Origin of the sequence: Roseateles hydrophilus (genome assembly GCF_026712245.1) — a bacterium.
GTDB classification, from domain to species: domain Bacteria; phylum Pseudomonadota; class Gammaproteobacteria; order Burkholderiales; family Burkholderiaceae_C; genus Pelomonas; species Pelomonas hydrophilus.
In genome coordinates, this window is sequence record NZ_JAPPUY010000001.1 from 760,846 (window position 1) to 785,310 (window position 24,465).

General features: G+C 69.3%; 19 protein-coding genes, 2 tRNA genes and 1 pseudogene. 11 read left to right on the plus strand and 11 right to left on the minus strand.

The genetic code is table 11. The features are described from left to right. The first annotated feature begins 13 nt into the window (after positions 1-13). Positions 14-90: transfer RNA gene (locus NYO99_RS03365), tRNA-Val, on the plus strand. A 723-nt stretch (positions 91-813) separates the two neighbouring features. Here the strand turns inward: NYO99_RS03365 and NYO99_RS03370 are convergent. The 5 genes from NYO99_RS03370 to NYO99_RS03390 are packed head-to-tail and all read right to left on the minus strand — an operon-like array spanning position 814 to position 12,754. After that, positions 814-3,405, minus strand: coding sequence for a cation-translocating P-type ATPase (locus NYO99_RS03370; protein WP_268165685.1), 2,592 nt, complete (start codon positions 3,403-3,405; stop codon positions 814-816). Further along, on the minus strand, positions 3,386-4,138 hold the full coding sequence (locus NYO99_RS03375) for an SDR family NAD(P)-dependent oxidoreductase (protein ID WP_268165686.1): 753 nt from the start codon (positions 4,136-4,138) through the stop codon (positions 3,386-3,388). The genes NYO99_RS03370 and NYO99_RS03375 overlap by 20 nt, the downstream gene beginning before the upstream one ends. A 25-nt stretch (positions 4,139-4,163) precedes the next feature. After that, a complete protein-coding gene (locus NYO99_RS03380; protein ID WP_268165687.1) occupies positions 4,164-12,407 on the minus strand; it encodes a GH36-type glycosyl hydrolase domain-containing protein in 8,244 nt (2,747 codons plus the stop codon). Continuing rightward, entirely contained in the window at positions 12,395-12,586 is a 192-nt protein-coding gene (locus NYO99_RS03385) for a hypothetical protein (protein ID WP_268165688.1), read from the minus strand. The genes NYO99_RS03380 and NYO99_RS03385 overlap by 13 nt, the downstream gene beginning before the upstream one ends. A gap of 3 nt (positions 12,587-12,589) precedes the next feature. Next, positions 12,590-12,754 carry a DUF1328 family protein gene (locus NYO99_RS03390; protein ID WP_268165689.1) on the minus strand — a complete coding sequence of 55 codons (165 nt, stop codon included), beginning with the start codon at positions 12,752-12,754 and terminating at the stop codon, positions 12,590-12,592. Between the two features lie 236 nt (positions 12,755-12,990). Between NYO99_RS03390 and NYO99_RS03395 the strand changes: the two genes are divergently transcribed. Beyond that, on the plus strand, positions 12,991-13,326 hold the full coding sequence (locus NYO99_RS03395) for a BON domain-containing protein (RefSeq protein ID WP_422395466.1): 336 nt from the start codon (positions 12,991-12,993) through the stop codon (positions 13,324-13,326). Here NYO99_RS03395 and NYO99_RS03400 read toward each other — a convergent pair. Both NYO99_RS03400 and NYO99_RS03405 read right to left on the minus strand, forming a co-directional pair. Next, positions 13,292-13,903 (minus strand): sterol desaturase family protein, encoded by a 612-nt coding sequence (locus NYO99_RS03400; RefSeq protein ID WP_268165690.1) that lies wholly within the window; start codon positions 13,901-13,903, stop codon positions 13,292-13,294. The genes NYO99_RS03395 and NYO99_RS03400 overlap by 35 nt on opposite strands. Positions 13,904-13,923: 20 nt before the next feature. Continuing rightward, positions 13,924-14,481, minus strand: coding sequence for a hypothetical protein (locus tag NYO99_RS03405; protein WP_268165691.1), 558 nt, complete (start codon positions 14,479-14,481; stop codon positions 13,924-13,926). 176 nt (positions 14,482-14,657) lie between these two features. Between NYO99_RS03405 and NYO99_RS03410 the strand changes: the two are divergent. The 8 genes and pseudogenes from NYO99_RS03410 to NYO99_RS03445 all read left to right on the plus strand — a co-directional run. After that, positions 14,658-15,203 (plus strand): annotated as a pseudogene (locus tag NYO99_RS03410) (DUF1003 domain-containing protein); the annotation flags it as partial. Positions 15,204-15,367: 164 nt separating this feature from the next. Next, entirely contained in the window at positions 15,368-15,643 is a 276-nt protein-coding gene (locus NYO99_RS03415) for a hypothetical protein (protein ID WP_268165692.1), read from the plus strand. A gap of 61 nt (positions 15,644-15,704) precedes the next feature. Next, the gene (locus NYO99_RS03420; protein WP_268165693.1) at positions 15,705-16,451 is read left to right on the plus strand and encodes a trypsin-like peptidase domain-containing protein; all 747 of its coding nucleotides are present in this window, start codon (positions 15,705-15,707) and stop codon (positions 16,449-16,451) included. A 101-nt stretch (positions 16,452-16,552) separates the two neighbouring features. After that, positions 16,553-17,287, plus strand: a complete 735-nt coding sequence (locus tag NYO99_RS03425) for a Crp/Fnr family transcriptional regulator (protein ID WP_268165694.1) — start codon at positions 16,553-16,555, stop codon at positions 17,285-17,287. A gap of 52 nt (positions 17,288-17,339) precedes the next feature. Then, positions 17,340-18,101, plus strand: coding sequence for a Crp/Fnr family transcriptional regulator (locus NYO99_RS03430; protein ID WP_268165695.1), 762 nt, complete (start codon positions 17,340-17,342; stop codon positions 18,099-18,101). Continuing rightward, complete coding sequence (locus NYO99_RS03435) at positions 18,098-18,826, plus strand: GGDEF domain-containing protein (RefSeq protein WP_268165696.1); 729 nt, start codon at positions 18,098-18,100, stop codon at positions 18,824-18,826. Before NYO99_RS03430 ends, NYO99_RS03435 begins: the two co-directional genes overlap by 4 nt. Before the next feature lie 57 nt (positions 18,827-18,883). Next, a complete protein-coding gene (locus NYO99_RS03440; RefSeq protein WP_268165697.1) occupies positions 18,884-19,099 on the plus strand; it encodes a hypothetical protein in 216 nt (71 codons plus the stop codon). Then, complete coding sequence (locus tag NYO99_RS03445) at positions 19,092-19,541, plus strand: BON domain-containing protein (protein ID WP_268165698.1); 450 nt, start codon at positions 19,092-19,094, stop codon at positions 19,539-19,541. The genes NYO99_RS03440 and NYO99_RS03445 overlap by 8 nt, the downstream gene beginning before the upstream one ends. A 187-nt stretch (positions 19,542-19,728) precedes the next feature. Here NYO99_RS03445 and NYO99_RS03450 read toward each other — a convergent pair. Next, positions 19,729-19,804 (minus strand) — tRNA-Ala (locus tag NYO99_RS03450). A gap of 50 nt (positions 19,805-19,854) precedes the next feature. Between NYO99_RS03450 and NYO99_RS03455 the strand changes: the two genes are divergently transcribed. Next, positions 19,855-20,745, plus strand: a complete 891-nt coding sequence (locus tag NYO99_RS03455; protein WP_268165699.1) for an alpha/beta hydrolase — start codon at positions 19,855-19,857, stop codon at positions 20,743-20,745. Between the two features lie 21 nt (positions 20,746-20,766). On the opposite strand, the gene NYO99_RS03460 is transcribed toward NYO99_RS03455, so the two are convergent. The 3 genes from NYO99_RS03460 to NYO99_RS03470 all read right to left on the minus strand — a co-directional run bounded on the left by NYO99_RS03460 (position 20,767) and on the right by NYO99_RS03470 (position 24,465). Further along, complete coding sequence (locus tag NYO99_RS03460; protein WP_268165700.1) at positions 20,767-20,985, minus strand: DUF2788 domain-containing protein; 219 nt, start codon at positions 20,983-20,985, stop codon at positions 20,767-20,769. An 11-nt stretch (positions 20,986-20,996) separates the two neighbouring features. Further along, the gene (locus NYO99_RS03465; protein WP_268165701.1) at positions 20,997-21,791 is read right to left on the minus strand and encodes a DUF2189 domain-containing protein; all 795 of its coding nucleotides are present in this window, start codon (positions 21,789-21,791) and stop codon (positions 20,997-20,999) included. Positions 21,792-21,876: 85 nt separating this feature from the next. Further along, positions 21,877-24,465 (minus strand): [protein-PII] uridylyltransferase, encoded by a 2,589-nt coding sequence (locus tag NYO99_RS03470; RefSeq protein ID WP_268165702.1) that lies wholly within the window; start codon positions 24,463-24,465, stop codon positions 21,877-21,879.

Consider the following 24,465-nt stretch of genomic DNA (forward strand, 5'->3'; position numbering starts at 1 on the left):
TGCGAAGCTCTTCAGGCGCGTAGCTCAGTTGGTTAGAGCACCACCTTGACATGGTGGGGGTCGTTGGTTCGAATCCAATCGCGCCTACCAAATTTGGTAGGTTGAAAAAGCACTTGGCGGAAACGCTAGGTGCTTTTTCTTTTCCAGCGTTGGTGTCGCTCGGCGGCACAGCCCGAGCGCTCGTTGCAACCGGCGTTGCTAGCGTCGTCACCGGTGAGTGAGTTGCGATCGCGTCGACTTGGTGTGTCCCTGCGGCGGGCTTGGCGGTCGCATCAGCACGCGCGCATCTCTGCCAGATGCCCAGCCGAAGATCGTCTGCAGCAGGTTCAGTCTGACACCATGACTTGCCGCAGAGCCTGCAATGGTGCCTCTTGCTGGCGCGAGGCCCTGGTCGTAGGCATCTGCACTTGGGGTCGGTTGATGCGAAGCCCGGCTTGCTCGGATGTAGTCGCTAACCGCGCTGAATGAATTGCGGCGACAACGAAACGCAAAAGCCCAAGAACGCTCACGCGCTTGGGCTTTTTGCTGTTCTTGAAACGGCGTGGCGCCGTTCGAATGATCAGGTGGTGGAGAGGAGGAGGAAGCGTCGACAACGCCCCTCCAGGCCGCATGGTTGCTGAGAATGCATCCGTCCTTGGTGTGCAGTTACTGCACCAGTTACTGCAAAAAACGTGGCGGAGAATTCCCCGGAGTTCGATCCTCTGCGGCGCCAGTTCGCAGTTGCTACGCAGCCTGTAGTCCGGTGTGACTGTCCGCTGGTGCTCGTCTTTAGGTCGATTGGCGGAAGGCTACTGAGATGCTCCGGCGGGCAATTCAACGTCCTTGCAACGTGCTCGGCAAGCCTGTGGTGCGATTGTTCAGCCAAGCGCTCCAGGTGATGCCAGCGCCCACCGCCAGTGCGACAGTCGCCAGTGATAGGGCCAGGTCGGTCGCTGTTGGCAATGCGAAATGCAGGAGTTGCCGCATGCCTGGTTCCCACATCGCTGTTGCCAGCGTGGCGCCAGCGATTCCCGCGACCGTCCAGTAGGCGCGTGCATGCGCTCCCACCAGCGCCTTCAGGCCGATGCCCAAGCAGACGTTGCCACCCACCAGCATCAGGTTGCCGAGCGTCAAGCCCACGACGGCCAGCGTTCGCGCCACATCGACGGCACGCCCGAGATCAAGCGCGACGAAGTAGATGGCCAGCGTGGCTGCCAGCAGCCAACCTCCTTGTGTCAGGCCCTGCCAGAGCATGGACCAGCCGACAAGGCCGTCATCGGTGCGACGCGGTGGTCGCTGCATCAACCCGGGTGCCTCGGCGGCACCCTCAAACGCAAGCGAGCACACGGGATCAATCACCATCTCGGTGAGCACGACGTGCACCGGCAGCATCAGCGGTGGCAGGCCGATCAGCAGAGGCAGCAGCGCGAGGCCCGCGAGGGGGACGTGTATCGCAGTGATGTAGGTCATGACCTTGCGCAGGTTGTCGAAGATGCGCCGTCCCATGCGGATGCCGCCGACGATGCGTCCGAAGTCCTCGTCAAGCAAGACCAGTCCCGCGGCCTCACGCGCCACATCCGTACCGCGAACGCCCATCGCGATGCCGACGTGGGCTGCTTTCAGCGCTGGCGCGTCGTTGACGCCATCGCCCGTCATGGCGACGGTCTCGCCGTTGCGGCGCAGCGCCAGCACCAGCTTGAGCTTCTGGGCGGGCATCACCCGCGCAAATACGCGAACGCGACGCACCGCCTCGGCGAGCGCGACCTCGCCCATGGCCTCGATGTCGGCTCCGGTCAGGACGCCGGCCTCGGTGTCGATGCCGGCCTCGCGCCCGATCGCGACGGCGGTCGCTGAATGGTCTCCCGTGATCATTGCGACGGCGATGCCGGCCTCGCGCGCCTGCGCCACTGCCGCCGGCACACTGGCGCGCAAGGGGTCATGGAAGGCTGCCAGGCCCAGCAACTCAAAGGCGAAGTCGCGCGGGCTCCCCACCTCTACGCCGTTCGGTGCCGCCCCTCGCGCCACAGCCAGCACGCGCAGCCCGCGGTCTGCCAACGCCTTGACGCGGCCGAGCAGGGTCTGCTTGCGGATGGGGTCGAGGTGGCACAACTCGGCGATGGCCTCGGGCGCACCTTTGGCTGCGATGTGCAGCTGCCCGGCGCCATCCGTCCATGCCAGCGACATCGCCAGCAGTTCCGCGCTGAGCGGGAACTCGCGGGTCAGGGTCCAGTCCGGATGCAGTGCGTCGCTACCAGTCAGCATCGTGCTGCCAAGGGACAGCACAGCCCGGTCCATCGGGTCGGCACTCTCCGGACGGGAGGCCAAGACTGCGAACTCCAGCAGCAGCAGTACCGACGGTGGCGGGTTGATGCCGGGGGCCATCTGGACCTCGGCGTCGTCCGTCACCAGCCAGGACAGCCGCATGCGGTTCTCGGTGAGCGTGCCTGTCTTGTCCACGCACAACACGGTGGCCGAACCCAGTGCCTCGATGACCGCCGGGCGCCGCGCCAACACCTGGATCTTTGCCAAGCGCCACGCGCCCAGCGACAGAAACACGGCCAAGGCCATTGGGAACTCTTCAGGCAGCATGGCCATGCCAATGGCAAGTGCCGACAGCAGCCCCTGCATCCAGTCACCGCGCAGCCATCCATACGTGACCACGATGACCGTGCAGACCATCGCCGCCAATACGCCAAAGACCCGCACGAGGCGGCGCAGATGGCGCTCCAGCGGCGTCGGCGCCGTCTCGATGGTGGCCAGCGAACGACCGATGCCACCCACCCGGGTGTCACTGCCAGTGGCAACCGCTTCCACCAGCGCGCGGCCAGCCACCACCAGGGTGCTGGCGTACACGCACTCGCTGTCATCGTCGCGGTCGCCCGGCGACCCGGACGGCGTCAACACTCGCTTGCCCACGGGGACCGATTCGCCGGTGAGCAGCGATTCATCCACCCGCAGTGCCACCGTGTCGCGCACCACGCCGTCGGCGGCGACACGCTCACCTTCCGCCACCCAGAAGATGTCGCCAGGCACCAGTTCGCGGGACGGAATGCGAACGACGCGGCCGCTGCGCACAACGCGTGCCTTGGGGGATGACAGCACGCGCAACGCGTCCAGCGCATGCTCGCTGCGGCGCTCCTGGAAGACGACCAGCGCCACGCTGACCACGGCGAAGAAGGCGAGCAACAAGCCCTCGCCCAGGTCCCCGAGTACCAGATAGATCCCGGCGGCCACCAGCAGCATCAGGAACATCGGCTCGGCCAGCACGCCGCGCAGCGTGCGCAGCAGGCTGCGCTGCTCGTGGTCCAGCACCTCGTTGGGGCCATGCACGTGCAGGCGTCTGGCGGCCTCCGCGTCGCTGAGCCCCTGCGTCAGCGATGTTGACGCTTGTGCGGCCGACAGTGGCTCAGCGGGCAAGGTAGCCACCGTCCACGGCGTGATAGCTGCCGGTGACGAAGGACGCCCGCGGGGACGCCAGCCACAGCACCAGCTCCGCCACCTCCTGCGGTTGACCCAGCCGCCCGAGCGGGTGCAGGGCCACCAGCTCGGACTGGGTCGCTGGATCCTGTTCCAGCCGCTCGATCATGGGCGTGTGGATGAAGCCCGGCCCCACCGCGTTGATGCGTATGCCGCTGGCGCCGTACTCCAGCGCGGCGGTGCGGGTCAGTCCCACCACGCCGTGCTTGGCCGCGGTGTACGCAGGCGCATTGGCAAACCCGACCTGGCCGAGGATGGACGTGATGTTGACGATGGCGCCCCCACCGTCTTGCCTTCGCATCTGGCCGATCTGGTGCTTCATGCCGTAGAAGACCCCCGACAGATTCACGGCCACCACGCGCTCCCAGGCCTCGTCCGGGTAGTCAGCTGTCGGCGCGAGTTCACCCCCAATGCCAGCGTTGTTGCAGGCGATGTCCAGCCGGCCGAAGGTCTGCACCGCATGGGCCACCAGTGTCCGGCAGTCCTCCGCGCGGCTGACGTCTGCCGCGCAGAAGCTGGCCACGCCTGCCTGACGCGCGATCAAGGCGACCGTTTCGCGGCCGCCCTCGGCGTCGACGTCCGACACCACCACTCGGGCCCCTTCGCGCGCCAGCGTCAGGGCCACTGCGCGTCCAATGCCGGATGCTGCACCCGTGATCAGGGCGACCTTGTCTTGAAGCATGGCTCTCTCCTTGTAAAAGCGTTCATCAGGCACCCATCGCGTGGCCCGCGTGTTGATCCTGCTCAAGTTCCACCAGATAGGCACCGGCCGCATCGGCGCCCAGCCACTCGCCGACCTTCAGTGGCTTCGCGCCGCTTGCCCGCGCGGCCTCGATGTCCCGGTGAGCACTGGCGCGGCACAGACTGATACACAGCACGCGGCCACCGAGGCGCAGCGTCAACTGCACGGCGGGCCAGTGGCTGGGCAGCGCCGGCACAAAGCGCAGCCGCGCCCCCTGCACCTGCAGGCCGCAGATCGAGCCCGTGGCCGCGCGATACAGGCCGGCGGCTGAACCGCTGTACCAGTTCCAGCCGCCGCGCCCCGCCCAGGGCGGCCGGCTGGCGATGTCAGCCGCCACCGCATAAGGCTCCAGACCGAAGCGCGGCCCCAGCACCGGGTCGGCGCTGCGATGCGCCGGGCTGCAGGCGACCCACGCCTGCCATGCGGCGTCACCCTGGCCGAGCTGCGCCCAGGCCATCACGGCCCAGACCGCGGCGTGGGTGTACTGGCCGCCGTTCTCGCGCACGCCGGGCGGGTAGGCCTGGATGTAGCCGGCCGAGGGGCTGTGCCGGGCCAGCGGCGGCTCCAGCAGGCACAGCAACCCCCACTCGGCCTCGCCCAGCCGCAGCCCGGCCGAGGCCATGGCCAGCTGACTGCGCTCGGGCGATGCCACGCCTGACAACACGCTCCAAGCCTGCGCGATCAAGTCGATGCGGCATTCACCGCCCGCTTTGCTTCCCAGCAGCGTGCCGTCGTCGAAGAAGGCGCGCACATACCAGGCGCCATCCCAGGCCGGGCCCGCCAGTGCCTGCCGCCATCCCCGGGCCGCTGCCTGCCAGCGTGCCACCCGCAGTCGCTCGCCGCGTTCCTCCGCCAGGGGGGCGAAATCCGCCACGACACGGCACAGCAGCCAAGCCAGCCACACCGACTCTCCCTGCCCGCCAGGGCCGACGCGGTTCATGCCGTCGTTCCAGTCGCCGGCACCGATCAACGGCAGCCCATGGGGGCCCACTTGCAGGCGCACATCGATCGCACGGGCGCAATGTTCGAACAGCGTCGCCGCCTCGGTGCTCACGCGCGGCACGGTGTAGGCATCCTCGGCCCCGTCGGCCAGCGCGTCGCCCTCGATGAAGGGCAGCACCTCGTCCAGCACGGCCAGGTCACCGGTGCCGCTGACATAGTGATGGGTGGCATGAGGCAGCCACAGCAGGTCGTCGCTGCAGCGGGTGCGCACGCCAGCACCGCTGTGCGGGTGCCACCAATGCTGGACATCCCCCTCGACGAACTGGCGCGCGGCGGCGCGCAGCAGGTGCTCGCGCAAGAGCTCGGGCGCGGTGAGCGTGAGCGCCATCGCGTCCTGCAGCTGGTCCCGGAAGCCGTAGGCGCCGCCTGCCTGGTAGAAGCCGGCGCGCGCCCAGAGCCGGCATGCGGTGGTCTGGTGCAGCAGCCAGTGGTTGACCAGCACATCGAACAGCGGGTCGGGCGTGCACACCTGCAGCGCGTCCAGCCGCGTGGGTGTCTGACCGGGTGGGCCGTCCAGCGCCCGTTGCGCCAGCGCAAGCGCCGTAGGCAGCGTGTCTGCGTGGCCGAGCAGGAACGTCAGTTGCCGCGTGGCACCCGCGCCCAGCCGCAGCACCCGCCCCATTGCTGCGCAAGGGTCGCCGCCGTGGCCGGCCTGCCGCGCGAAGCTGTGCGGCCAGACGCGACGGCCGCGTGCATCGAACAGCTCGCGGCGGTCACAGGTCCAGTCGGGCGTCACCGCATCATGGCCGTCGGCGCCGTCGGCCTGCAGCAGCCAGAACGCCGTCTGGCCGGCGGCGCCGTCATGCTGATCAAGCTGGGTTGCCAGCAAGGCGTCTACGGGCAAGCCGCCCGCGCCCATCAGCCCCGCGTGGCTGGTGCGCACCGACTGCCGGTCCACCAGCACCGCACCCAGCAACCACTCGATGGCGCCGAGTACGCGCAACCGCCGGCTGTGCTCAGCGCCATTGGTCAGCGTGAGCTGCACCCGGCGCACCGCGAGCTCGGCGTCCACCTGCCAGCTCAGCGTCACGCGCAGTTCGCCACGCTGATGACTGATGCGGCTGCCTGCCGGGCTGTGCTCCACTCGGTAGTCCACCGGCGCCGCACCCGGCCCGGGTGCCAGGTTCCAGACCTCCCCGGTGCGCAGGTCCTGCAACGCAAAGTGCTCGCGCGCCGTGTCCGCGAGCGGGTCGTTGCTCCAGGCGCAGAGCTGGTGCAGCCGGCTGTTGCCCGCCCAGCTCCAGCCTGCGCCACTCTCCGACACCAGCGTGCCGAAGCCCGGGTTGGCCAGCACATTGACCCAGGGCCGCGCGACCGGGCGCGCCAGCGAGACCGGGAAGGCGTAGCGGCCATCCGCTGCATCGAAGTGGCCCGGCGGCGCAGACACCGGCTGTCCTGGCGCCGCGACCATGGGCGTGAAGCGCTCGCAGGTCTCGCGCAGCGCGCGCGCGCCTTCGTGCCAGGCCTGGAGGTCAGCCACGTGGCGGGCCAGCGGCCTGCCGTCGGCGTTGAGCCGCACGCGTGCGAGCCGGCTCAGTGTCGTGCGCTCCACCGGCCCGACGTCGGCCGACTGCAGCAGCACGAGCGCGCCACGTGCTGCTGGATGGCCATGCTGTAGCTCGGGCAGGTAGCGCTCGCGCAGGCTTTGCAAGCCGTGGGCGAGCGGCATCAGGTAAGAGCGCGGCTCGGCATTGAGCAGCACCAGATCCACGCCCACACCGCCCTGGGCCCAGTACAGCAGGCCCTGGATCAGCGTCTGCACCAGCGCCAGCCCGGACATCGACGACACCGTCACCACCACCAGCGGCCGCTCCCCGGACAGACCGAAGCGCCACAGCAGGCGACGATCGCAGAGCGGGCCGGCAGGCGCCGGGTCGGGACGCGCATGCAGCAGAACCAGCAGGCTGGTCAGCGCCTGGATGGCGCCCAGGTCCTCCCCGCTCAGGCGCCGCTCGCGCTGGCGCAAGGCGTGCAGCGTGGCACTGAGTTGCGAGGCCCGCTCGACCGCCCCTGGGCGGCAGTAACTGTCCACCAGCGCGGCGAGCGTCGCGGCATTGGGCGCCGCGGCTGTGGCCCAGGTCAGCTGGGCGGTGCCATGTGGCGCCAGCGTCAGCGTCACGCACAGGGCGGCCACCGGGTCCAGCCCGGTGTCCAGCGGCCCGCTGGCCGTGGGGCTGGCGTCGAAATCCGCCAGCGGCTGCCAAGGCTCACGCAGGCGGCCGAGCCAGCGGGCCCGGTCGGCCAGTGCACGCGCTGCCAGCGGCGCACCGGTGTCAGACTGGGCGATGAAGTGCACGGCGCGCTGGCCGGCTTCGCCATCACGGCGTGGCTGCCGCGCCAGGAACAGCGCCTGGGCGTCGGCGTCCCACTCGGCACTGATGAAGAGGTTGGCGAAGGCCGGATGCATCTCGTCAGCGCGGGCCGGCGACAGGCTGACCTCGAAGGCCGACATCAGCTCCAGCGTGAGCGCCTGGCTGGAGGTGTTCCACAACTCCACCCGGCGCAGCTCCACATCGTCCTCGGGGCTGACCCAGACCGTGCAGCGCGTGTGCAACTCGGGCCAGTTCGCGTCGAAGCACACGCGGTCCGGCAGAAACCGGGTGCTGTACTGCGCCTGGGCATCGGGCGCGGGGTGCTGGGTCAGCGACACCGGCGTGGCGTTGCTCGTGCGACGCAGGTACAGGAAGTGCCCGTGGGCGTCGCGCAGCGCGTCGTCGCGCCAGCGGCCGATGTCCACCTCACCCAGGCGGCTCCAGCCGGCGCCATTGGCGCGCAGCGAGACGCTGTACGCCGGGCGTGCCGCGCTGCCGGCCGGGTCTGCTGCCTCGCGGTAGCCGGCGTTGCCCAGCAGCTGGGTGCGGGACAAGGCCTCCTCACCCGGCACCATGTCGCGCAGCGGCGTCTCGGCGCACACGCGCTCCTCGCGCTCCAGTGTGGGCGCCGTGTCGCTCTGGCGGCCCACCTCTCGCGGCACACGCTCCTGCAGCAGGGTGGCCACCGCTGCCAGCCGCGCGTCGGCCATGCCCCAACGGCGCGGCAGACCGTCGAGCAACACGTTGGCCAAGGCCACCAGGCTCATGCCCTGATGATGGGCCATGTAGGTCTGCACGCGGGTGCACAGCAGGTCGTCGTGCTGTCGTGTGGCGGTGAAGTCCAGCGCCTCGAAGAAGCCCCAGGGCGTGCGCATCTGCAGCATCTGCAGCCGTCGCAGGTTGCGCACCGCGGCCTGCGGCTCACACATCGCCGCCAGCACCGTGGCGTATGGCGCCACGACATGTTCGTCGGCCGCGGTGCGGCGCTGCGCGAGCGCCGGCACCCCTTGGGGCGCGTACTGGTAGGCCAGCAGTCGGTCGGTGGCCGCGTAGGCTGACTCGCTGACCCCCCAGGGCAGGCGCAGGGCACGGGCGTGGCGGCGCTGCTCGCGCACGGCCATGCGCGCCGCGCGCCCGAGTGCAGTGCCGTCCGGCTCGTCCAGCACCAGCTGGGGCATCAGGTACTCGAACATCGAGCCCGACCACGACTTCAACCCGACCTCGGCGCCTTGCGCCAGGAAAGGGCGCCCCAGCGCGGCCCAGTGCGCCACCGGGACATCGCCCTTGGCAATGGCCCAGAGGCTGGCCAGGCGCGACTCGCTGGCCAGCAGGTCGTAGAACCCCGGGTCCAGCTTCTGGTCGGCCACTTGCCAGCCGATGTGCAGCAGGCGGCGCTGCGCGTCGTAGAGGAAGGCGAAGTCAGCGGCTTCCGCCAGCTTGCGGCAGCGAGCTGCGATGCGGTCCAGCTGTTGCTGCAGCGCCGGGGCGGCGCCCACGGCCTCGCAGGCGCTCGCCACCGCCAGCAGGTGGCCGCAGAGGTTGCCGCTGTCCACTGTCGATACATAGGCCGGCAGCAGTGGCTGCAAGGTGTCGGTCGCAATCCAATTGAGCAGGTGGCCATGCTCGTGCGGCAGGTGCTCCAGCGTATGCAGAGTGGCATGCAGGCGTTCGAGCATCTCCATCGGCGTGACCCAGCCGAAGGCGCGTGCACTGGCCACGGCCAGCAGGTACAGGCCGATGTTGGTGGGCGACGTGCGCTGGGCAATCAGCAGCCGTGGCAGCGTCTGCACGTTGTCGGGCGGCAGATGGTGGGTATCCGGGCCGACATGGACCGCGAACCAGTCCCAGGTCTCGCGCGCCACGCTGCGCAGGTAGTCGCGCTCATCCCTGCCCAACGTCGGCCCACCATCCACTGCGGGCCGGCTGGCCCACGCCACCCAGCAAGGCGTGGCTGCCCACAGCAGGCACAGCGCGACGGCGAGCGCGGGGGCCGGCGTGCCCAGCGCCAGCAGTCCGGCGCCCAGGCTCACGGCCAACCCGACCAGCGGCGCCTTCTGCACCAGCTGCTGGCCCAGCCCTTGCACCGCTCGCCCTTCGGCAGCGGCGGCGGTGGTCCAGGCCAGCAGGCCGCGATGGCTCAACCCGCTGCGCCACAGTGCGCGCCCGATTGCGTCCAGCGTGAGCATCGCCTGGCGCAGCCACAGCGCCAGGTGCCAGGCCAAGCCGGCCAGCGCGCGGCCCAGCTCGGCCAGCGCGTCGCGTACGAAATGACCCAGCGCGATGTCGTCACGGCTGGGGGCCAGGCCGGCCACAGCGCCCAGCAGCGGCGCGGCGCCGAAGGCCGCGACACCCAGCGCCAGCGCCGCCCAGGCTGACCAGGGTGCGCCGGCCAGTGCCAGCAGCAACAGCGCCAATGCGGCGGGCGACACCAGGCTGCGGCGCAGGTTGTCCAGCAGCTTCCAGCGGTGCAGCGCGCTGAGGCCGTAACGGCGGGCCTGCAGCAGCAGCGGCAGCAACTGCCAGTCGCCGCGCGTCCAGCGGTGCAGCCTGGCGCTGGCAACGTCGGCATGCTGAGGCGCAGGCTCCAACAGGCTCACGTCGCCCACGCTGCCGCAACGCGCGATGCAGCCCTCCAGCAAGTCATGGCTCAAGACCTGGCCCTCGGGCAGGCGGCCGACCAGCACCGCGTGCACAGCCGCCACATCCAGCAGTCCCTTGCCGCTGAAGCTGCCCTCGTCCAGCAGATCCTGGTAGACCTCGGAGGCCACCGAGTGATAGGCGTCGTGGCCAGCCGTGGGCCCGGTGAACAGGCGATGGAACAGGCTGCCGGCACCGACTGGCGGCGCCATGGGCTGCAGGCGTGGCTGCAGGATGCCATGCCCGCTGACGACACGCGGCGCGGCGCCCGGCGGGCCGCCCAGCTGCGGCCGGTTCAGCGGATGCGCGGCCACAGCCACCAGGTCGCGCAGGGCGCCCGGCGGTAGCAGGGTGTCGCTGTCCAGCGTGACGACGTAGGGCGTGGCCGGTGCCGGCCGTGAGCGTGGACCGAAGTCGAGGAAGGCACTGGCGCCGCCGCTCAGCAGCACGATCAAGGCCTCCAGCTTGCCGCGCTTGCGCTCCCACCCCATCCAGCACGCCTCGCTGGCGCTCCAGCGCCGGGGGCGATGCAGCAGCAGGAAGCGCAGTTCCTGCCCAGGCGCGGCAGGATGGCGGCCATTCAGCGCATCGATCTGAACGAGCGTCTGCTGCAGCAGCGCCACATCCCCGTCCACCTCGGGCTGCGACGCGTCAGCGAAGTCGGCCAGCAGCGCGAACTGCGCGTGGGCTTCGCGGTTGGCCAGGTGATGGCGTTCCAGCCGCGCGACCAGGTCGCGCATCGTCTCCACGCTGTCCAGCAGCACGGGCATGACCACCAGCACCCGGTGGGCGGGCGGGATGCCCAGCGCCAGCGCCAGGCGCGGCAACTGGCGCGGCGGCAGCGCCTCGCTGACGAGGCGATTCAGCAGCGCCATGGCCACCTCGCTGGCCGGCAGCAAGGCCAGCAGGCCCAGCCCCCACCAGGCCCAACCGGCCAAGCCAGGTGCTGCCGCGACCTGCATGAAAAGCGCCGTGAGGCCCACGCTGAGCACGGCCAGCACCACCAGCAGCAACAGCAGCGCGCCGGGCCGCCTGTGGCCACGCGCCCGTGGCAGCCCGAGCTCGGCATGCAGCGCCGTCACACCACCGCCGAGCAGCCAATGACCCAGCGACAGCGTGGGCAGGTGCCCGTCGGGCTTGGATTCCCGCGCAGCCAGCGCCAGCAGCCGGTCAGCGACGGCGCGCTCGCTGCAGCGGCGCCGCCGTGCCAGGCGCTCGATCTCGTGCAGGCTGGCGTCCTGCGTGTCGGGGTGTTCAGCTGCAAAGGCGGGCCATGCCAGCAGGCGCTGCATCAGCTCGCTGCAGCGGGCGACCAGCCCGCGCCAATCGGCCCGTTCCATGCGGCTCAACGCCACGATGGCGCGGCCGACACTGAGGGTATCGGCCGCCGCCTCGGCCTGCTGTGCTTCCAGCGCGGCGGCCGGGTCCGGCAGGGCCTCGGCCAGCGCCACACGGATGGCCTCGCGGCCCGCGGCGCCCCGGGCGGTGCCGGTCTCGGAGTCGGCGTGCAGCCGCTGCATGACCTGCAGCGCAAAGGCGTCTGCCACGCCACGCCGGCCCAGCCGATCGAACCAGGGGCCCGGCGCCGGTGGTGGTGCGTCCTCAGTCGCCAGCGCGTCGCACAGCGCGTGCGCGGCCTCGCGCGCGGCCTCTTCGCTGGCCACCCGCTCGGCGAGGCGGCGCAGGTTCTCCACCAGCACCACGCGCAAGGTGGTCGGCAGTGCCCACAGCTCCGCCTGCGTCAGGCCGTGCACGCGCTGGTAGGCCTGGAGCAAGGACACCAGCAGTTCGGGATCAAAGGCGCTGTCGGTGTGCGCCAGGTAGTGCCAAGCAATCGCGTAGATGCGCGGCAGGCCGGCCAGCTCTGGCCCGGCCAACACGGGCAGACGGCGGTAGTAGTGGTGGGGTAGCGCGTCGCGCACGACGCGGGTCTGCGCGATGACGTCATGGATGTTGTCGTGCAGCCACTCTGCAGCCGGGCTCAGCGTTCGCCTGCGCTGTTGCTGGCGCAGGATGACCTGCTCCGACAAGCGCAGCACCGCGACGTTGTCACGCAGCCGCGGAAAGAATGCGATGGGCGGGCCGACCCGCTGCGGTGCACCGTGCTCGTGGGCCAGGGCCGCACCCAGCAAGGCAAAGCCCTCGGCACCCAGCAGCGGCGCGCGGATGGGCGGCTGCAGCGCGCCTCGCGCCACCGACAGCAAGCTCTCCTGACCCCGCCCGGTGCAGCTGCGCCAGCCCGCGCTCAGGCCCAGCACAGTGCGCCCGCCAGGAGGGCCAGCAGCACCAGCAGCGTGGAGACGAGACGCGGCCTCAGCCAGGCATGCCAGGACTGCAGTGCGCCGCTGAGGCCATGCCACCATCCACGCGCCCGCAGACAGTCCGCAAGGTGGGCACGCAGCGCGGCCGCTGCGGTGATCGGTTCCTGGGCAGGCATCGTTCAGCGCCCGCGCAACAGTCCGGCAGCCAGGGCCAGTACCGCCAGCACGATGAAGAGCATGGCGAGCAGATGCGCCAGACCGAGCGCTCCCGTGGCCAGGCCGCTAAAGCCGAGCAGGGCGGCCACCAGTGCCACCACGACGAAGATCAGTGCGTAATGCAGCATGAGGTGCTCGGGAGATGACGGGACGGCCATGCTGGCCCCGCGCGCCACCAGCGTCTGTGCGCCAACAGACACTGCCGCGCAGGGTGCTGCGTGCGGCAGCGAGCAGACAGGGGCGGCGCCCAACTACAGAGTCCGCAGCACAGCGTGCCGCGACGGGATCACCCCGTGTGGCAGCGCTGGCCCGCCGGGCCTGCCGGCGTTCTGCCGCCCAACGCGGCCTGACCCGAGGAACTGCCATGCACACGTCCCGCGCTTCCCTGCTCGCACACGCTTCCCGCCTCACCATGGCCTGCGCGGCTGCCGCAGTGCTGCTGCTGGCCGGCTGCGCGGCCACCCGCACCCAGGAGGGGGCGGGCGGCTACCTCGACGACACGGTCATCACAGCCAAGGTGAAGTCCGCCATCCTCGGCGACCCGGCACTGAAGGCCGCCGAAATCAACGTGGAAACTTTCAAGGGACGGGTGCAGCTCAGCGGCTTCGTCTCGTCACGCCCGCAGATGGACATGGCCGTCGACGTCACACGCAAGGTCAAGGGGGTCACCAGCGTGGCGAACGACATGCAGCTGAAGTGACGCGCCGGTCGCTGCGAAACACGCGATCCCAGAAGGTCGTGCTGACGCCGTAGTAGCCATGCAAGGCGGTTGCCGCCGAGCCGCTGCCAGGCAGCCGGCGGTGGTGCAAGCCATGCCACACCCGCCGCTGCAGCAGCCATCGCCGCCCGACGCGCAGGGCGCTGGGCCTCATGGGCCAGTGCATCGCGTGATGGATCAGGCCATAGCCGAGGTAGCCCCCCATCAGGCCGATGGCCAGCGCGGCGGCAGCACGTGCACCGATCAGCCAGACCGCCGGCAGCAAGAGGTTGGCGAACAGGGCCATCGACAGCAGCGTGGGCGCGGCGATCAGGGCCTTGGGCCGCCGGTGGTGCTCGGCATGCCAGCGCTTGAACGGCGGCAGGCCATGCAGTACGAAGCGATGCAGCAGGTATTCCAGCAGTGTCCAGCCCCATGCGCCTGCCAAGACCCAAGCGGCCAGCATCACATCCGGTGAAGTGGCCAGCAGCCCCGCGCAAAGCGTCAGCAACAGCGCCCCGTAGAGACAGAAGTCCACCCGGTAAGCCACAGGGCTGTGCTCGAAGGTCAGCCAGCGCATCGCAAGCGGCGCGGCGGCTGTCAGCGCGACGCCGGCATGGCGGCCTCAGCGGGCGCGGCCGCCCTGCAGCCATCACGCACGACGCCGTCCTGGACGGCGCACGCGCCGCCATGCGCCCCGGGCCTGGCCTCGGTCATGCGTCGGTGATGCTTCCACGCGGCAAGCGCCTCCATGCGATCGGTGTGGGCCTGCTTGGCGCAGACGAGCTGGGTCTCACTGGCCTGTCCTTTGCACTGCATGTTGGCCAACGCGTATGCGCTGTCCACGCGGGCGACTGCGAGCTGCTCTTGGGATGCTCGGCTGCCGGTGCGGGCGACCTGCAACTCTGCCTTGGCCACCCATGCCTTGCCGCGTGCGCGTTCATGACAGACATCGCGCGTCGTGCCGGTGAGCGCGGTGCAAGCCGACTGTTCGGCCACACGGGTGGCCTCGGCGCGAGCCGTTCCGGCTGCAAGTTCTTCCGCACTGATCAGCGTGCGGTCGGCCAGTGCAGGCATGCCCGGCAGCAACGTCAGCAAGCCGCTGACGGTGAGCCTGAGCGCGTGTGCGCGGCTGGAAACGGCGCGAGAGCTTGTCATGGCAATCCTCTGGGCAGATTGGCGAGCACCGGCGGCGCCTCACTGCCTGGCAGTCTGACGATGCCAGACGCCCGGGTCGGTGCGCCCGCGCACTCAGTGCGCCAGCACACCGTGGGTCGATCCCCGTCGATCCAGACTCGACAGCTCCTGCCGGCTAACCACGAGAACCGCAAGCGATGACGCCCCCACTGGATCACGACGACAAGCACGCTGCGGCGCTGCTGGGACGGCCCTTTGCAGAGCTGGATGCGCAGGCGCAGCGCGTGGCGCAGCACATCAGCCAACGACAGCCCATCGCTCGCCACCCGGAGGCCCCACCGGCGCGGCCGCCGACGCGGGGCCAGCGTGCTGCTGACGCTGTTACCGCTTTTGGCGGCTCATGGCGCTTCGTCGGTCTGTTTGCGGCCGTGATGGTGCTGTGGGTGGGCTTGAACGTGCTGCTGCTGAGCACCCGTGGCAACACGTTCGATCCCTATCCGTTCATCCTGCTCAACCTGTTCCTCTCCATGCTGGCGGCCGTTCAGGCGCCGATCATCCTGATGTCCCAGAACCGTCAGTCGGAGAAAGACAGGATCACGGCAACTCACGATTACGAGGTCAACCTCAAGGCCGAGCTCGAGATCATGCTGCTGCACGACAAGCTGGACGGTTTGCGCCAACAGCAATGGAGCGAGTTGCTCGCGCTGCAGACGGAGCAGATGCGACTGTTGTCCGCCCTGGTGGCGGCGCTGCCGCCCACGTGCGCCAGCGCACCGACGCTGCCGTGCCCGGAGCCGCACGATGGCGACGCCGCTGGTCCCTCGGATCAGGGTCAGGAGACCGACCCTGGTTCGCCCCGCAATCACTGCGGCCAGCGGCGCCACCACGCTACCAACGAGGACACGCCATGACCCGCACCGACCCGACACCGCTTTCGCCGACCCGCCCGACGCACGACGCCGAACTGCCGAACCACGCCGAGCCGCCAGACAACGGCGCCATGCGTCAGCTGGTCACCAAGGTCAGCGATCTGACCAGCCGCGCCGAACAATGGCGCGGTCAGACCGAGGCCTTGCGTGACGGCGCGGCTCAGCACATCCGCGCGCATCCCGTTCGTTCGGTGTTGATCGCTACCGGCACTGGTGTGGCGCTTGCCTGGCTGCTGCGCGCCCTGAGCCGTTGATTCACGCTACGTGGGTGTGGCTGCGCAGGACCGTCCCTTCACAACATCGAGAAAACCACCCATGTACGCCTCTCAGCTCCGCTCGCACGGTGTCGAGCCGTTGCTGCTCGCCTGCACCTGTGTGGACACGTTCAACGGCTCACAAGTGCTGACATCGGCGAGCGGCTTCTTCTTCCAGCGCGGCGCCCGCTTGTTCCTGATCACCAGTCGCCATGTGCTGTTCGACGGCGCGACCGACCACCGACCATTGCGCATCGAGTTCGGTGTGCATGCAGCTGGCTTGGACCTCACGCAGCATCACCGCATTTCCCTGCCGTTGTATGACCACGGTAAACCGCTGTGGCGTCAGGCTGGTGACAGCGGTGGTGACGTTGACGTGGCGGCGCTGGAGGTTCCGGGCATGGCCATACCCAGGGGCGCCCAGTTCAGCGCCTTCGGTGTTCGTCACATCCAGGTCCAAATGCATGCTGTTCCGCTGGGTCAGCCGCTGCTTCTGGTGGGATTTCCGTTGGGCTTTCACGACACGTTGCACCACCTTCCCGTGGCACGGGGCGCCGTGGTGGCGTCAGCCTTCGGGGTGCGGTTTCAGGGGCAAGGCTGCTTCGTAACCGATGCGCCCATGCACCGTGGCAGCAGCGGCGCGCCGGTGGTGCGCCATGACCCCACGGGCGATGCCAGCCTGCCTTGGCAACTGTTGGGCGTGCATGCCACGCGCATGGACATGGAATCGCGAGACACCCGGCAGGACGCTTCGCTGGGCCTGAACTTGGCTTGGTACTCCGATGTGCTGCTCGCGTTGACGCAGTAGGCGTGCGTACGTCTGGCGTCAATGTGCGCTACCGCACCAACCCAACGTGACCCACTGGATAGACTTCTCCGCACGTGATCACCACGGCTCGGGAGGGTCGGATGTCTGTACCGCCTGATGCGCTGAATCCGCATAGCAACGGTCTGCTTGCTGCGCTGCCCGACGAGGAATGGGCACGGTGGTCAGCTCAGCTGGAGTTCGTGCCGCTGCAGTTGGGGCAGGTGCTGTATGAATCGGGCCGGCCACAAAGCCATGTGTACTTTCCGACCACGGCCATCGTGTCGCTGCTCTACGTGATGGAGGACGGTGCGTCAGCCGAGATCGCCGTCGTGGGCTGCGAAGGTGTGGTGGGTGTGGCGCTCTTCATGGGCGGGGAAACCACCCCGAGCCGCGCGGTCGTGCAGAGCGCCGGAGGGTGCTTCCGGCTGCGAGCAGCCGTCATCAAGGCCGAGTTCAACCGCTACGGCGTGGGCATGCACCTGCTGCTGCGCTACACGCAGGCCCTGCTGACGCAGATGGCCCAGACCGCCGTCTGCAACAGACACCATCTGCTGGAACAGCAACTGTGCCGCTGGCTGCTGCTGAGCCTGGATCGCATCGCGGGTGACCAACTCGTGATGACGCAGGAGCTGATCGCCAACATGCTGGGCGTGCGCCGTGAGGGGGTCACGGAGGCCGCACTCAAGCTGCAGAAGCTCGGGCTGATCGACTATGCCCGCGGCCACATCACCGTGCTCGATCGGGCCGCGCTGGAGCAGCGTAGTTGCGAGTGCTACGCGGTGGTCAAGCGCGAGTACGACCGGCTGCTGAAAACACCGCTGGGAACGCACCGCTGATTCAGTGCGTTGGCGCACAGCCGCACCGGCGTGACCACGCGCAGACTGAGGCATGCCCACCAACCAGTTGCTCGACCACCTTCCCGCTGCCGAGTTGCGACGGCTGTGGGGGTTGGGGGCGGAGGTATCACTGCGGGGCAGTCAGTCGCTGCTGACCCAGGATCTGCCGGTACGCGAGTTGCTTTTCCCATTGAAGGGGTTTGTCTGCCTCGTCACGCCGCTGGAACAGCATCCCCCGCTTCAACTGGGTATGGTGGGCCACGAGGGGGTGCTGGGCGCTCAGTTGCTGTTGGGGCGCAGCCTCAGCGCTGTGGGCGTGGTGGTGCAGGAGGAAGGCCAGGCGTGGAGCTTGCCCGCCGCCGCGCTGCAGCGCGCGCTGCCACTCAACCCCGGACTGCGCCGTCTGCTCACGCGCTATCTGCTGGTGCAGCTACGCCACGCCGCCACGGCTGCGGCATGTCTGCATTTCCACCCCCTTCAGGCGCGACTCGCGCGCTGGTTGTTGATGGGGCAAGACCGCGCGCAGGGCGACGGTTTCGCCGTCACCCACAGCGGGCTCGCGCAGCTGCTGGGCGTGCGCCGCGTTGGTGTCACGGTCGCGGCGGGCGCTCTGCAGGAGGCCGGCTATATCCGTTATCACCGCGGCTGGATCAGCGTCTGCAACCGTACTGGTTTGCAGTCGCTCTCCTGCAGCTGCTACGAGCAAGACCTGACTGCGTACCACCGTGGCATGGACTTTCCGCCCATGCCAGCTTGGTTGGGCGGCAACGCCGCCTCTCCCTCGTTGTCAACAGCAAACCCTCCAAAGCCATGATGCATGCCTGCCCCGACAGCGCCACCGGCGGTGCCCCCGCCACCTGTCCCGTCATTGCCATGCGAGATGGCGAGTTGCAGCGGCAGCTGCACCACGCGCTGGAGAGCCTCGCGGCCTCGCGGTTGCGCTGCGGCCAGCTGGAAGCCCAACTTCAAGCCGGCCACCGACGGGAACATCAGCAGAGACACCTCGCCGAACACGACGATCTGACCGGCCTTTTCAATCGCGCGGCGTTCCGCACGCGCGTGCAGCAGGCGCTGGCCGAGGACAACCGCGTCGCCGTCTTGATGCTGGACCTGGACGGCTTCAAGCAGGTCAACGACAACCACGGCCATGCAGCGGGGGACGAGGTGCTGCGCATCATGGCGGCCCGCATTGGCCATGCGTTGCGCAGTGGTGACGTGGTGGGGCGCCTGGGCGGTGATGAGTTCGCCTGCCTGCTGCGCAACGTGGCCGGCAGCGAACAGCTGACGGTGCTGGCGCGCAAGCTCGCGCTGTCCATTGCGTCCCCCATGCATGTGGCGGAAGGTCGCGTGTCTCTCCTCGCGAGTTTGGGCATGGCCGTGAGCCCCACCGACGGGAACAGTGTGGACACCCTGCTGGCAACCGCTGACGCCGCGATGTACCGGGCGAAACGACTTCGAAAGCGACAAGGCGTCACCCCACCATGCGATGGGCATGAGCCTGTGTCCGAGCGTACAGACGCGGTGTTGGCGCGGCCGTGACCATGTGCTCCGACGTCAGCGACGCCTTCTTCGTTGCGGCTTACCAGGAGAACGATCATGAAGTTTGAGCAAGAACTGGCCTCCCTCAAGCAACGCATCGCACGCGCTGAGCGGGCCTGCGATCACTGGAGAACCGCAGGCGAGCAGGAGCAGTACATGCAAGCCTGTACGACAGTCAGTGCGCTTGATCTGCAGCTGGACAGGCTGTACGAGAGGCAGCACGTGGCGGAGGATCACCGCCGTTCGCAGTACACAGGCGACCGACATGACTGATTCATCCGCAGCCCGCGCACCGACGCGATGCGGCACGGCGGGCAAGGACGCGTGTCAATCGATTGCGGGCGAGAAGGGGCCGGACGCCGCACGGGACACCGGTGATGCGCTTCTAAATGACGGCCGTCGTATTGAGCAGTGTGACTCGACCGCTGCGTCGACCACCCGCCGGCCTGAACCGCAACGCGTCCGTGACCGGGACCTTGCCGAACGGGCCCGAGCCGCGCTGATCTGGAACCAGAGTCTGCCGCGCGAGGCTATCGCCGTCAGCGTGGAGAATGGCTGGATCACCCTGTCAGGCGTGGTGCCATGGCATTACCAACGGCAGGACGCCATCAACTGCGTCCGTGGCCTTGCTGGCGTCATTGGCATCCGGGACTGCATCACCTTGCGCGTGCACTCTCCGCGGCTGGATGGAGGACGGGAAGCGCCCGGGAAATAGCGTGACGAGCGTTCTGCATGCCGCATGTATTCGATGGAGGGCGCGTAGGTGCGGTGGCACCACCAATGTGGGACGTACTCGGGTGGTGGTGTGTTCGGATGCATGAACTTGGATGTTTGGCGGCGTGCCAGGTCCAAGTTGATCGAACAAAAGAAAAGGCCTTGAAGATCAAGGCCTTGGAAGCGTGTGGTGGAGAGGAGGAGGATCGAACTCCCGACCTCCGCATTGCGAACGCGGCGCTCTCCCAGCTGAGCTACCCCCCCACGCGAGTGGCGCAGTATAGCCCCGTGCGTGGCTGCTAATCTGCGCGGCCATGATGCCGCGAAAGCCCGCTGCCTACTTCGAGGCGCAGTACGACCATCGCTCTCACGTATCCGGCAGCGCCGACATGCTTGCCCGCTGGGCAGCGGCGTCGGCGCTGGTGCGACACAAGGGGCGTGGCCACGTGGGGCTGCGCTACGGGGCGGATCCCCGTCAGACGCTTGACGTCTTCGTGCCCGACACCGCATTTGCTGGCGGGTTCGCACCGGTGCTGGTGCTGCTTCCTGGTGGCGGCTGGCACGGCCTGCGCGGGGCCGACCCGGCGTTTCTGGCGGCCAGCTTCACGGACGAGGGCGCGCTGGTGATCGTGCCCGACCACGATCCCTGCACCGAGGTGCGTTTGGACCACATCGCGATGCAGTTGACCGGGGCCGTGGCCTGGGTCTGGCGGCATGCGGCCGACCATGGCGGCGACCCCAGCCGCATCGTGCTGGCCGGCCATGGCGGTGGCGGCCACCTCGCGGCGATGCTGAGCTGCTGCGACTGGAAGCGCGTGGGCCGTGATTTGCCGCGCCGGCTGGTGCAGGGGGCGATGTCCGTGTCGGGCCTGCATGACCTGGCACCACTGCGCCGCGTGCCGTCGCTGCAGGCCGAGTTGCAGCTGGACGCCGCGGCGGTGCGCCGGCTCAGCCCGGTGCACTTCCCGGCGCCGCCTGCGCCGCAGACGCTGTTCTCGCTGGTGGGCGGGCTGGAGAGCGAAGAGATGCAGCGGCAGGCGCGGTTGCTGCGCCAGGCCTGGGGGGCGCGCGCGGTGCCGGTTTGCGAGAGCCTGCCCGGCCACGACCACTTCAGTGTGCTGTACGACCTGGCCGACCCGCAGGGGCGCGCGCATCACCTGCTGCGCCAGCTGCTGGGCCTGCGCTGGTACAGCGGCCTGGTCTGAGCGGGTCGAGCGTTGCGGCGGCTAGCCGATGGCGCCCGACAGGAAGTACTTGATGACGCCCTTGGCGGCGAAGCCGACGAGGCCGAAGCCCAGGCCCAGCAGCAGCACGAAGGTGCCGAAGCGGCCTGCCTTGGACTCGCGCGCCAGCTGCAGGATGATGAACACCATGTACAGCATGAAGGCCGTGACCCCGAAGGTCAGGCCGAACTGCGCGATTTCTGCTTCGGTGTAGCCCCACATGGTGTTGCTGCTCAGTCAGGGCGCCGGCTGACGAGGTCGCGGTAGGCGTGCCAGCTGGCATGCCCCAGCCATGGGGCGACGATGACGAGGCCCAGCAACAGCGTCGCCATGCCGGCCAGCGTGAGCGCGAGGATCAACGCCGCCCAGAGCGCCAGCGGTGCCGGGTGCTCCAGCACCACCTTCCAGCTTGTGAAGACGGCGCCCAGCACGCCCAGCTTGCCGGGCGGCTGGTCGATGAGGGCGGGGATGGCGATGACGGTGGACGCGAACATGGGCGCGGCCAACAGGGCGCCCAGCGCCAGCCAGGTCGAGAACAGGTGGCTGTCGTCGTTCAGCACGACCTTGATGAGGAAGTCCCGCGGATGGTGGATGGGGTCGGCGGCGAAGCCGGTCACGAGCGCGGCTGAGCACAGCACCCAGCCCGTGCCGGCAAAGGCCAGCAGCACACCGAAGACGATGAGGCGCCCGTCGCGTGGCCGCCAGGCCTCGCGCACCGTGTGCCAGCCGGGGCGGCCACCGCGCTCCAGCTCGCGGCTGATGGCGTACAGGCCGGTGGCCAGGATGGGCGACACGATCAGGAAACCGGTGAAGGCGCCAGCCAGCAGCCAGAAGCGCTCGTGCGCGATGGCCAGCAGCAGCGCACCGAACAGCGCCATGGCCAGGCCGTGGGCCAGCGAGGCCAGCGGCGCGGCGCAGAGATCACGCCAGCCGCGCGCCAGCCAGCCGAGCGGGCGCAGCAGGGGGATGTGGCGGACGCCGAAGGCCCGCGATTCCCTCAGGGCCTGTTCGCTGTGGCGGTTGGGCATGGCGGCACGGAGTGTGACGTGCCCGTGCGCGTGCCGTGTTGACGCGGCGCAAGCCAGCGCCACGTCACACCGGTGGGGACGTTTTTCAGGCCGGCAGGGAGACCGCGTCCAGCAGCTCGCTTTCGATCTGCAGCTGCGCCTTGGTTTGCTGCAGCGCCGGGCCGTCGACCAGGAAGGTGTCTTCCACGCGCTCGCCCAGCGTGGAGATCTTGGCGAGCTGCAGGTTGATGCCGTGGCGGGCCAGCACGCGGGCGATGGCGTAGAGCAGGCCGGCGCGGTCGCTGGTGGAGATGGTCAGCAGCCAGGCGGTGGCGCGCTCGTCGGGTCGCAGCGAGATGCGCGGCGTGTAGGGGAAGCTCTTCACGCGCCGCGACAGCCGTCCGCGCCGCGGCTCGGGCAGCGGACCACCGGCCTGCAGCACCGCGGCGAGCTTCTGCTCCACCATGGGCACGAGGTCGCGGTGGTGCACGTCGGCCTCGGGGCGGATGGCCTGGAAGGTGTCGAGTGCGTAGCCTTTGCGCGTGGTGTGCACCTTGGCGTCGAGGATGCTGAAGCCGGCGGTGTCGAAGTAGCCGCAGATGCGGGCGAACAGGTCGGGCTGGTCGGGCGCGTACACGAGCACCTGCAGGCCTTCGCCGATGGGCGAGGGGCGGGCGCGCACGACCGGCACGGTGGTCTCGACGTGCCGCCACAGCGAGCGCGCATGCCAGGCCAGCTCGGCGCCGTCGTGGCGGGCGAAGTAGCTCAGGGCCAGCGTCTTCCACAGCGGCTCCTCGGTGCCGGGCAGCTGGGAGTGCAGGGCCAGGTCTTGCCGGGCGTCCTGCTTGCGGGCCTCGATCTCGGCGTCGAGGTTCAACCGCGCGCCGCCCAGCGCGCGCAGCGTGATGCGGAACAGGTCCTCCAGCAGCTTGCCCTTCCACGCGTTCCAGACCTTGGGGCTGGTGCCGCGGATGTCGGCCACCGTCAGCAGGTAGAGCGCGGTGAGGCGCCGCGTGTCGCCCACCTTGGCGGCGAAGGCGGCGATGACGTCGGGGTCGGACAGGTCTTCCTTCTGCGCCACGCGCGACATCGTCAGGTGGTGCTCGACGAGGAACACGCACAGCGCCGTGTCGTCGGCGTTCAGCCCGTGCTGGCGGCAGAAGCGGCGCACCTCGACGGCGCCCAGCTCGGAGTGGTCGCCGCCACGGCCCTTGGCCACGTCGTGGAAGAGGGCGGCGATGTAGAGCAGCTCCGGCGCGTCGAACTGCGTGGCGAGCTGTGAACAGAACGGGTACTCGTGCGCGTGCTCGGGGATGAGGAAGCGGCGCACGTTGCGCAGCACCATGAGGATGTGCTGGTCCACCGTGTAGACGTGGAACAGGTCGTGCTGCATCTGCCCCACGATGGCGCGGAACACCCACAGGTAGCGGCCCAGCACCGAGGTCTGGTTCATGAGCCGGAAGGCGTGCGTCTGGCCCTCGGGCGCGCGCAGCATGGCCATGAAGGTGGTGCGGTTCACCGGATCGCGGCGCCAGGCCGCGTCCATCAGGCCGCGCGCGTTGTACAGCGCACGCAGCGTGCGCGCCGACAGGCCCTTGATGCCCGGCGTCTGCTGGTAGACGAGGAAGGTGCGCAGGATGGCGTGCGGGTCGCGCTGGTAGAGGTCGTCGCTGACGATCTCCAGCATGCGGCCGCGGTCCATGAAGTCGGGTTGGCCTTCCAGCGGGCGCAGGTGGTCCTGCTGCAGGCCGCCGATCTGCTCCTCCAGGTTCAGCAACAGGATCTGGTGCAGCTGCGTGACGGCCTTGGCGGCCCAGTAGTAGCGCCGCATCAGCACCTCGGAGGCGCGCTGCGAGGTCGTGCTCTCGAAGCCAAAGCTTTGGGCCACGGCGTTCTGCAGGTCGAAGACGAGGCGGTCTTCGCGGCGGCCGGCCACGGCGTGCAGCCGCGCACGGATCAGGCGCAGCTGGTTCTCGTTGCGCTGCAACTGGCGGCCCTCGAAGGGGGTGATCAGGCCGCGGGCGCTGAGTTCCTTCCAGGTCTTGCCCAGGCCTGCCGCGCGCGCCACCCACATCAGCATCTGCAGGTCGCGCAGGCCGCCGGGGCTTTCCTTGCAGTTGGGCTCCAGCGCGTAGGGCGTGTCGTCGAACTTGGTATGGCGCTGCACGGCCTCCAGCGTCTTGGCGCGGAAGAAGGCCTTGGGGTCCATGGCCTGCATGAAGCGCTGGTGCATCTGCCGGAACAAGCGGGTCGCGCCGGTCAGCGGCCGGGCTTCGAGCAGCGCGGTCTGGATGGTCACGTCCCCGGCGGACTCCGTCAGGCATTCGTCAAGCGTGCGGACCGACGAGCCGATCTCCAGGCCCACGTCCCAGCAGGATGTGATGAAGCTCTCGATGGCCTGCTTGACCGGGCCGGGCTGGTAGGCCTCGGCTCCCTCGGGCAGCAGCACCAGCACGTCCACGTCGGAGTGCGGGAACAGCTCGCCGCGGCCGTAGCCGCCCACGGCCGCCAGGCAGGCACCGGCGGGCATGCCGGCGGCAGACCACAGGTGGCGCAGCGTGTCGTCGACATGACGGGCCAGGCGGCGCACCAGGCGTTCGGCGCCGGCCTGCGCGGGGCGCTCGGCGAGGAAGCCGTCGATCAGCGCCTGCTTGCCGGCCTTGAACTGCTGGCGGAGATCGGCGAGCGTCGCCAC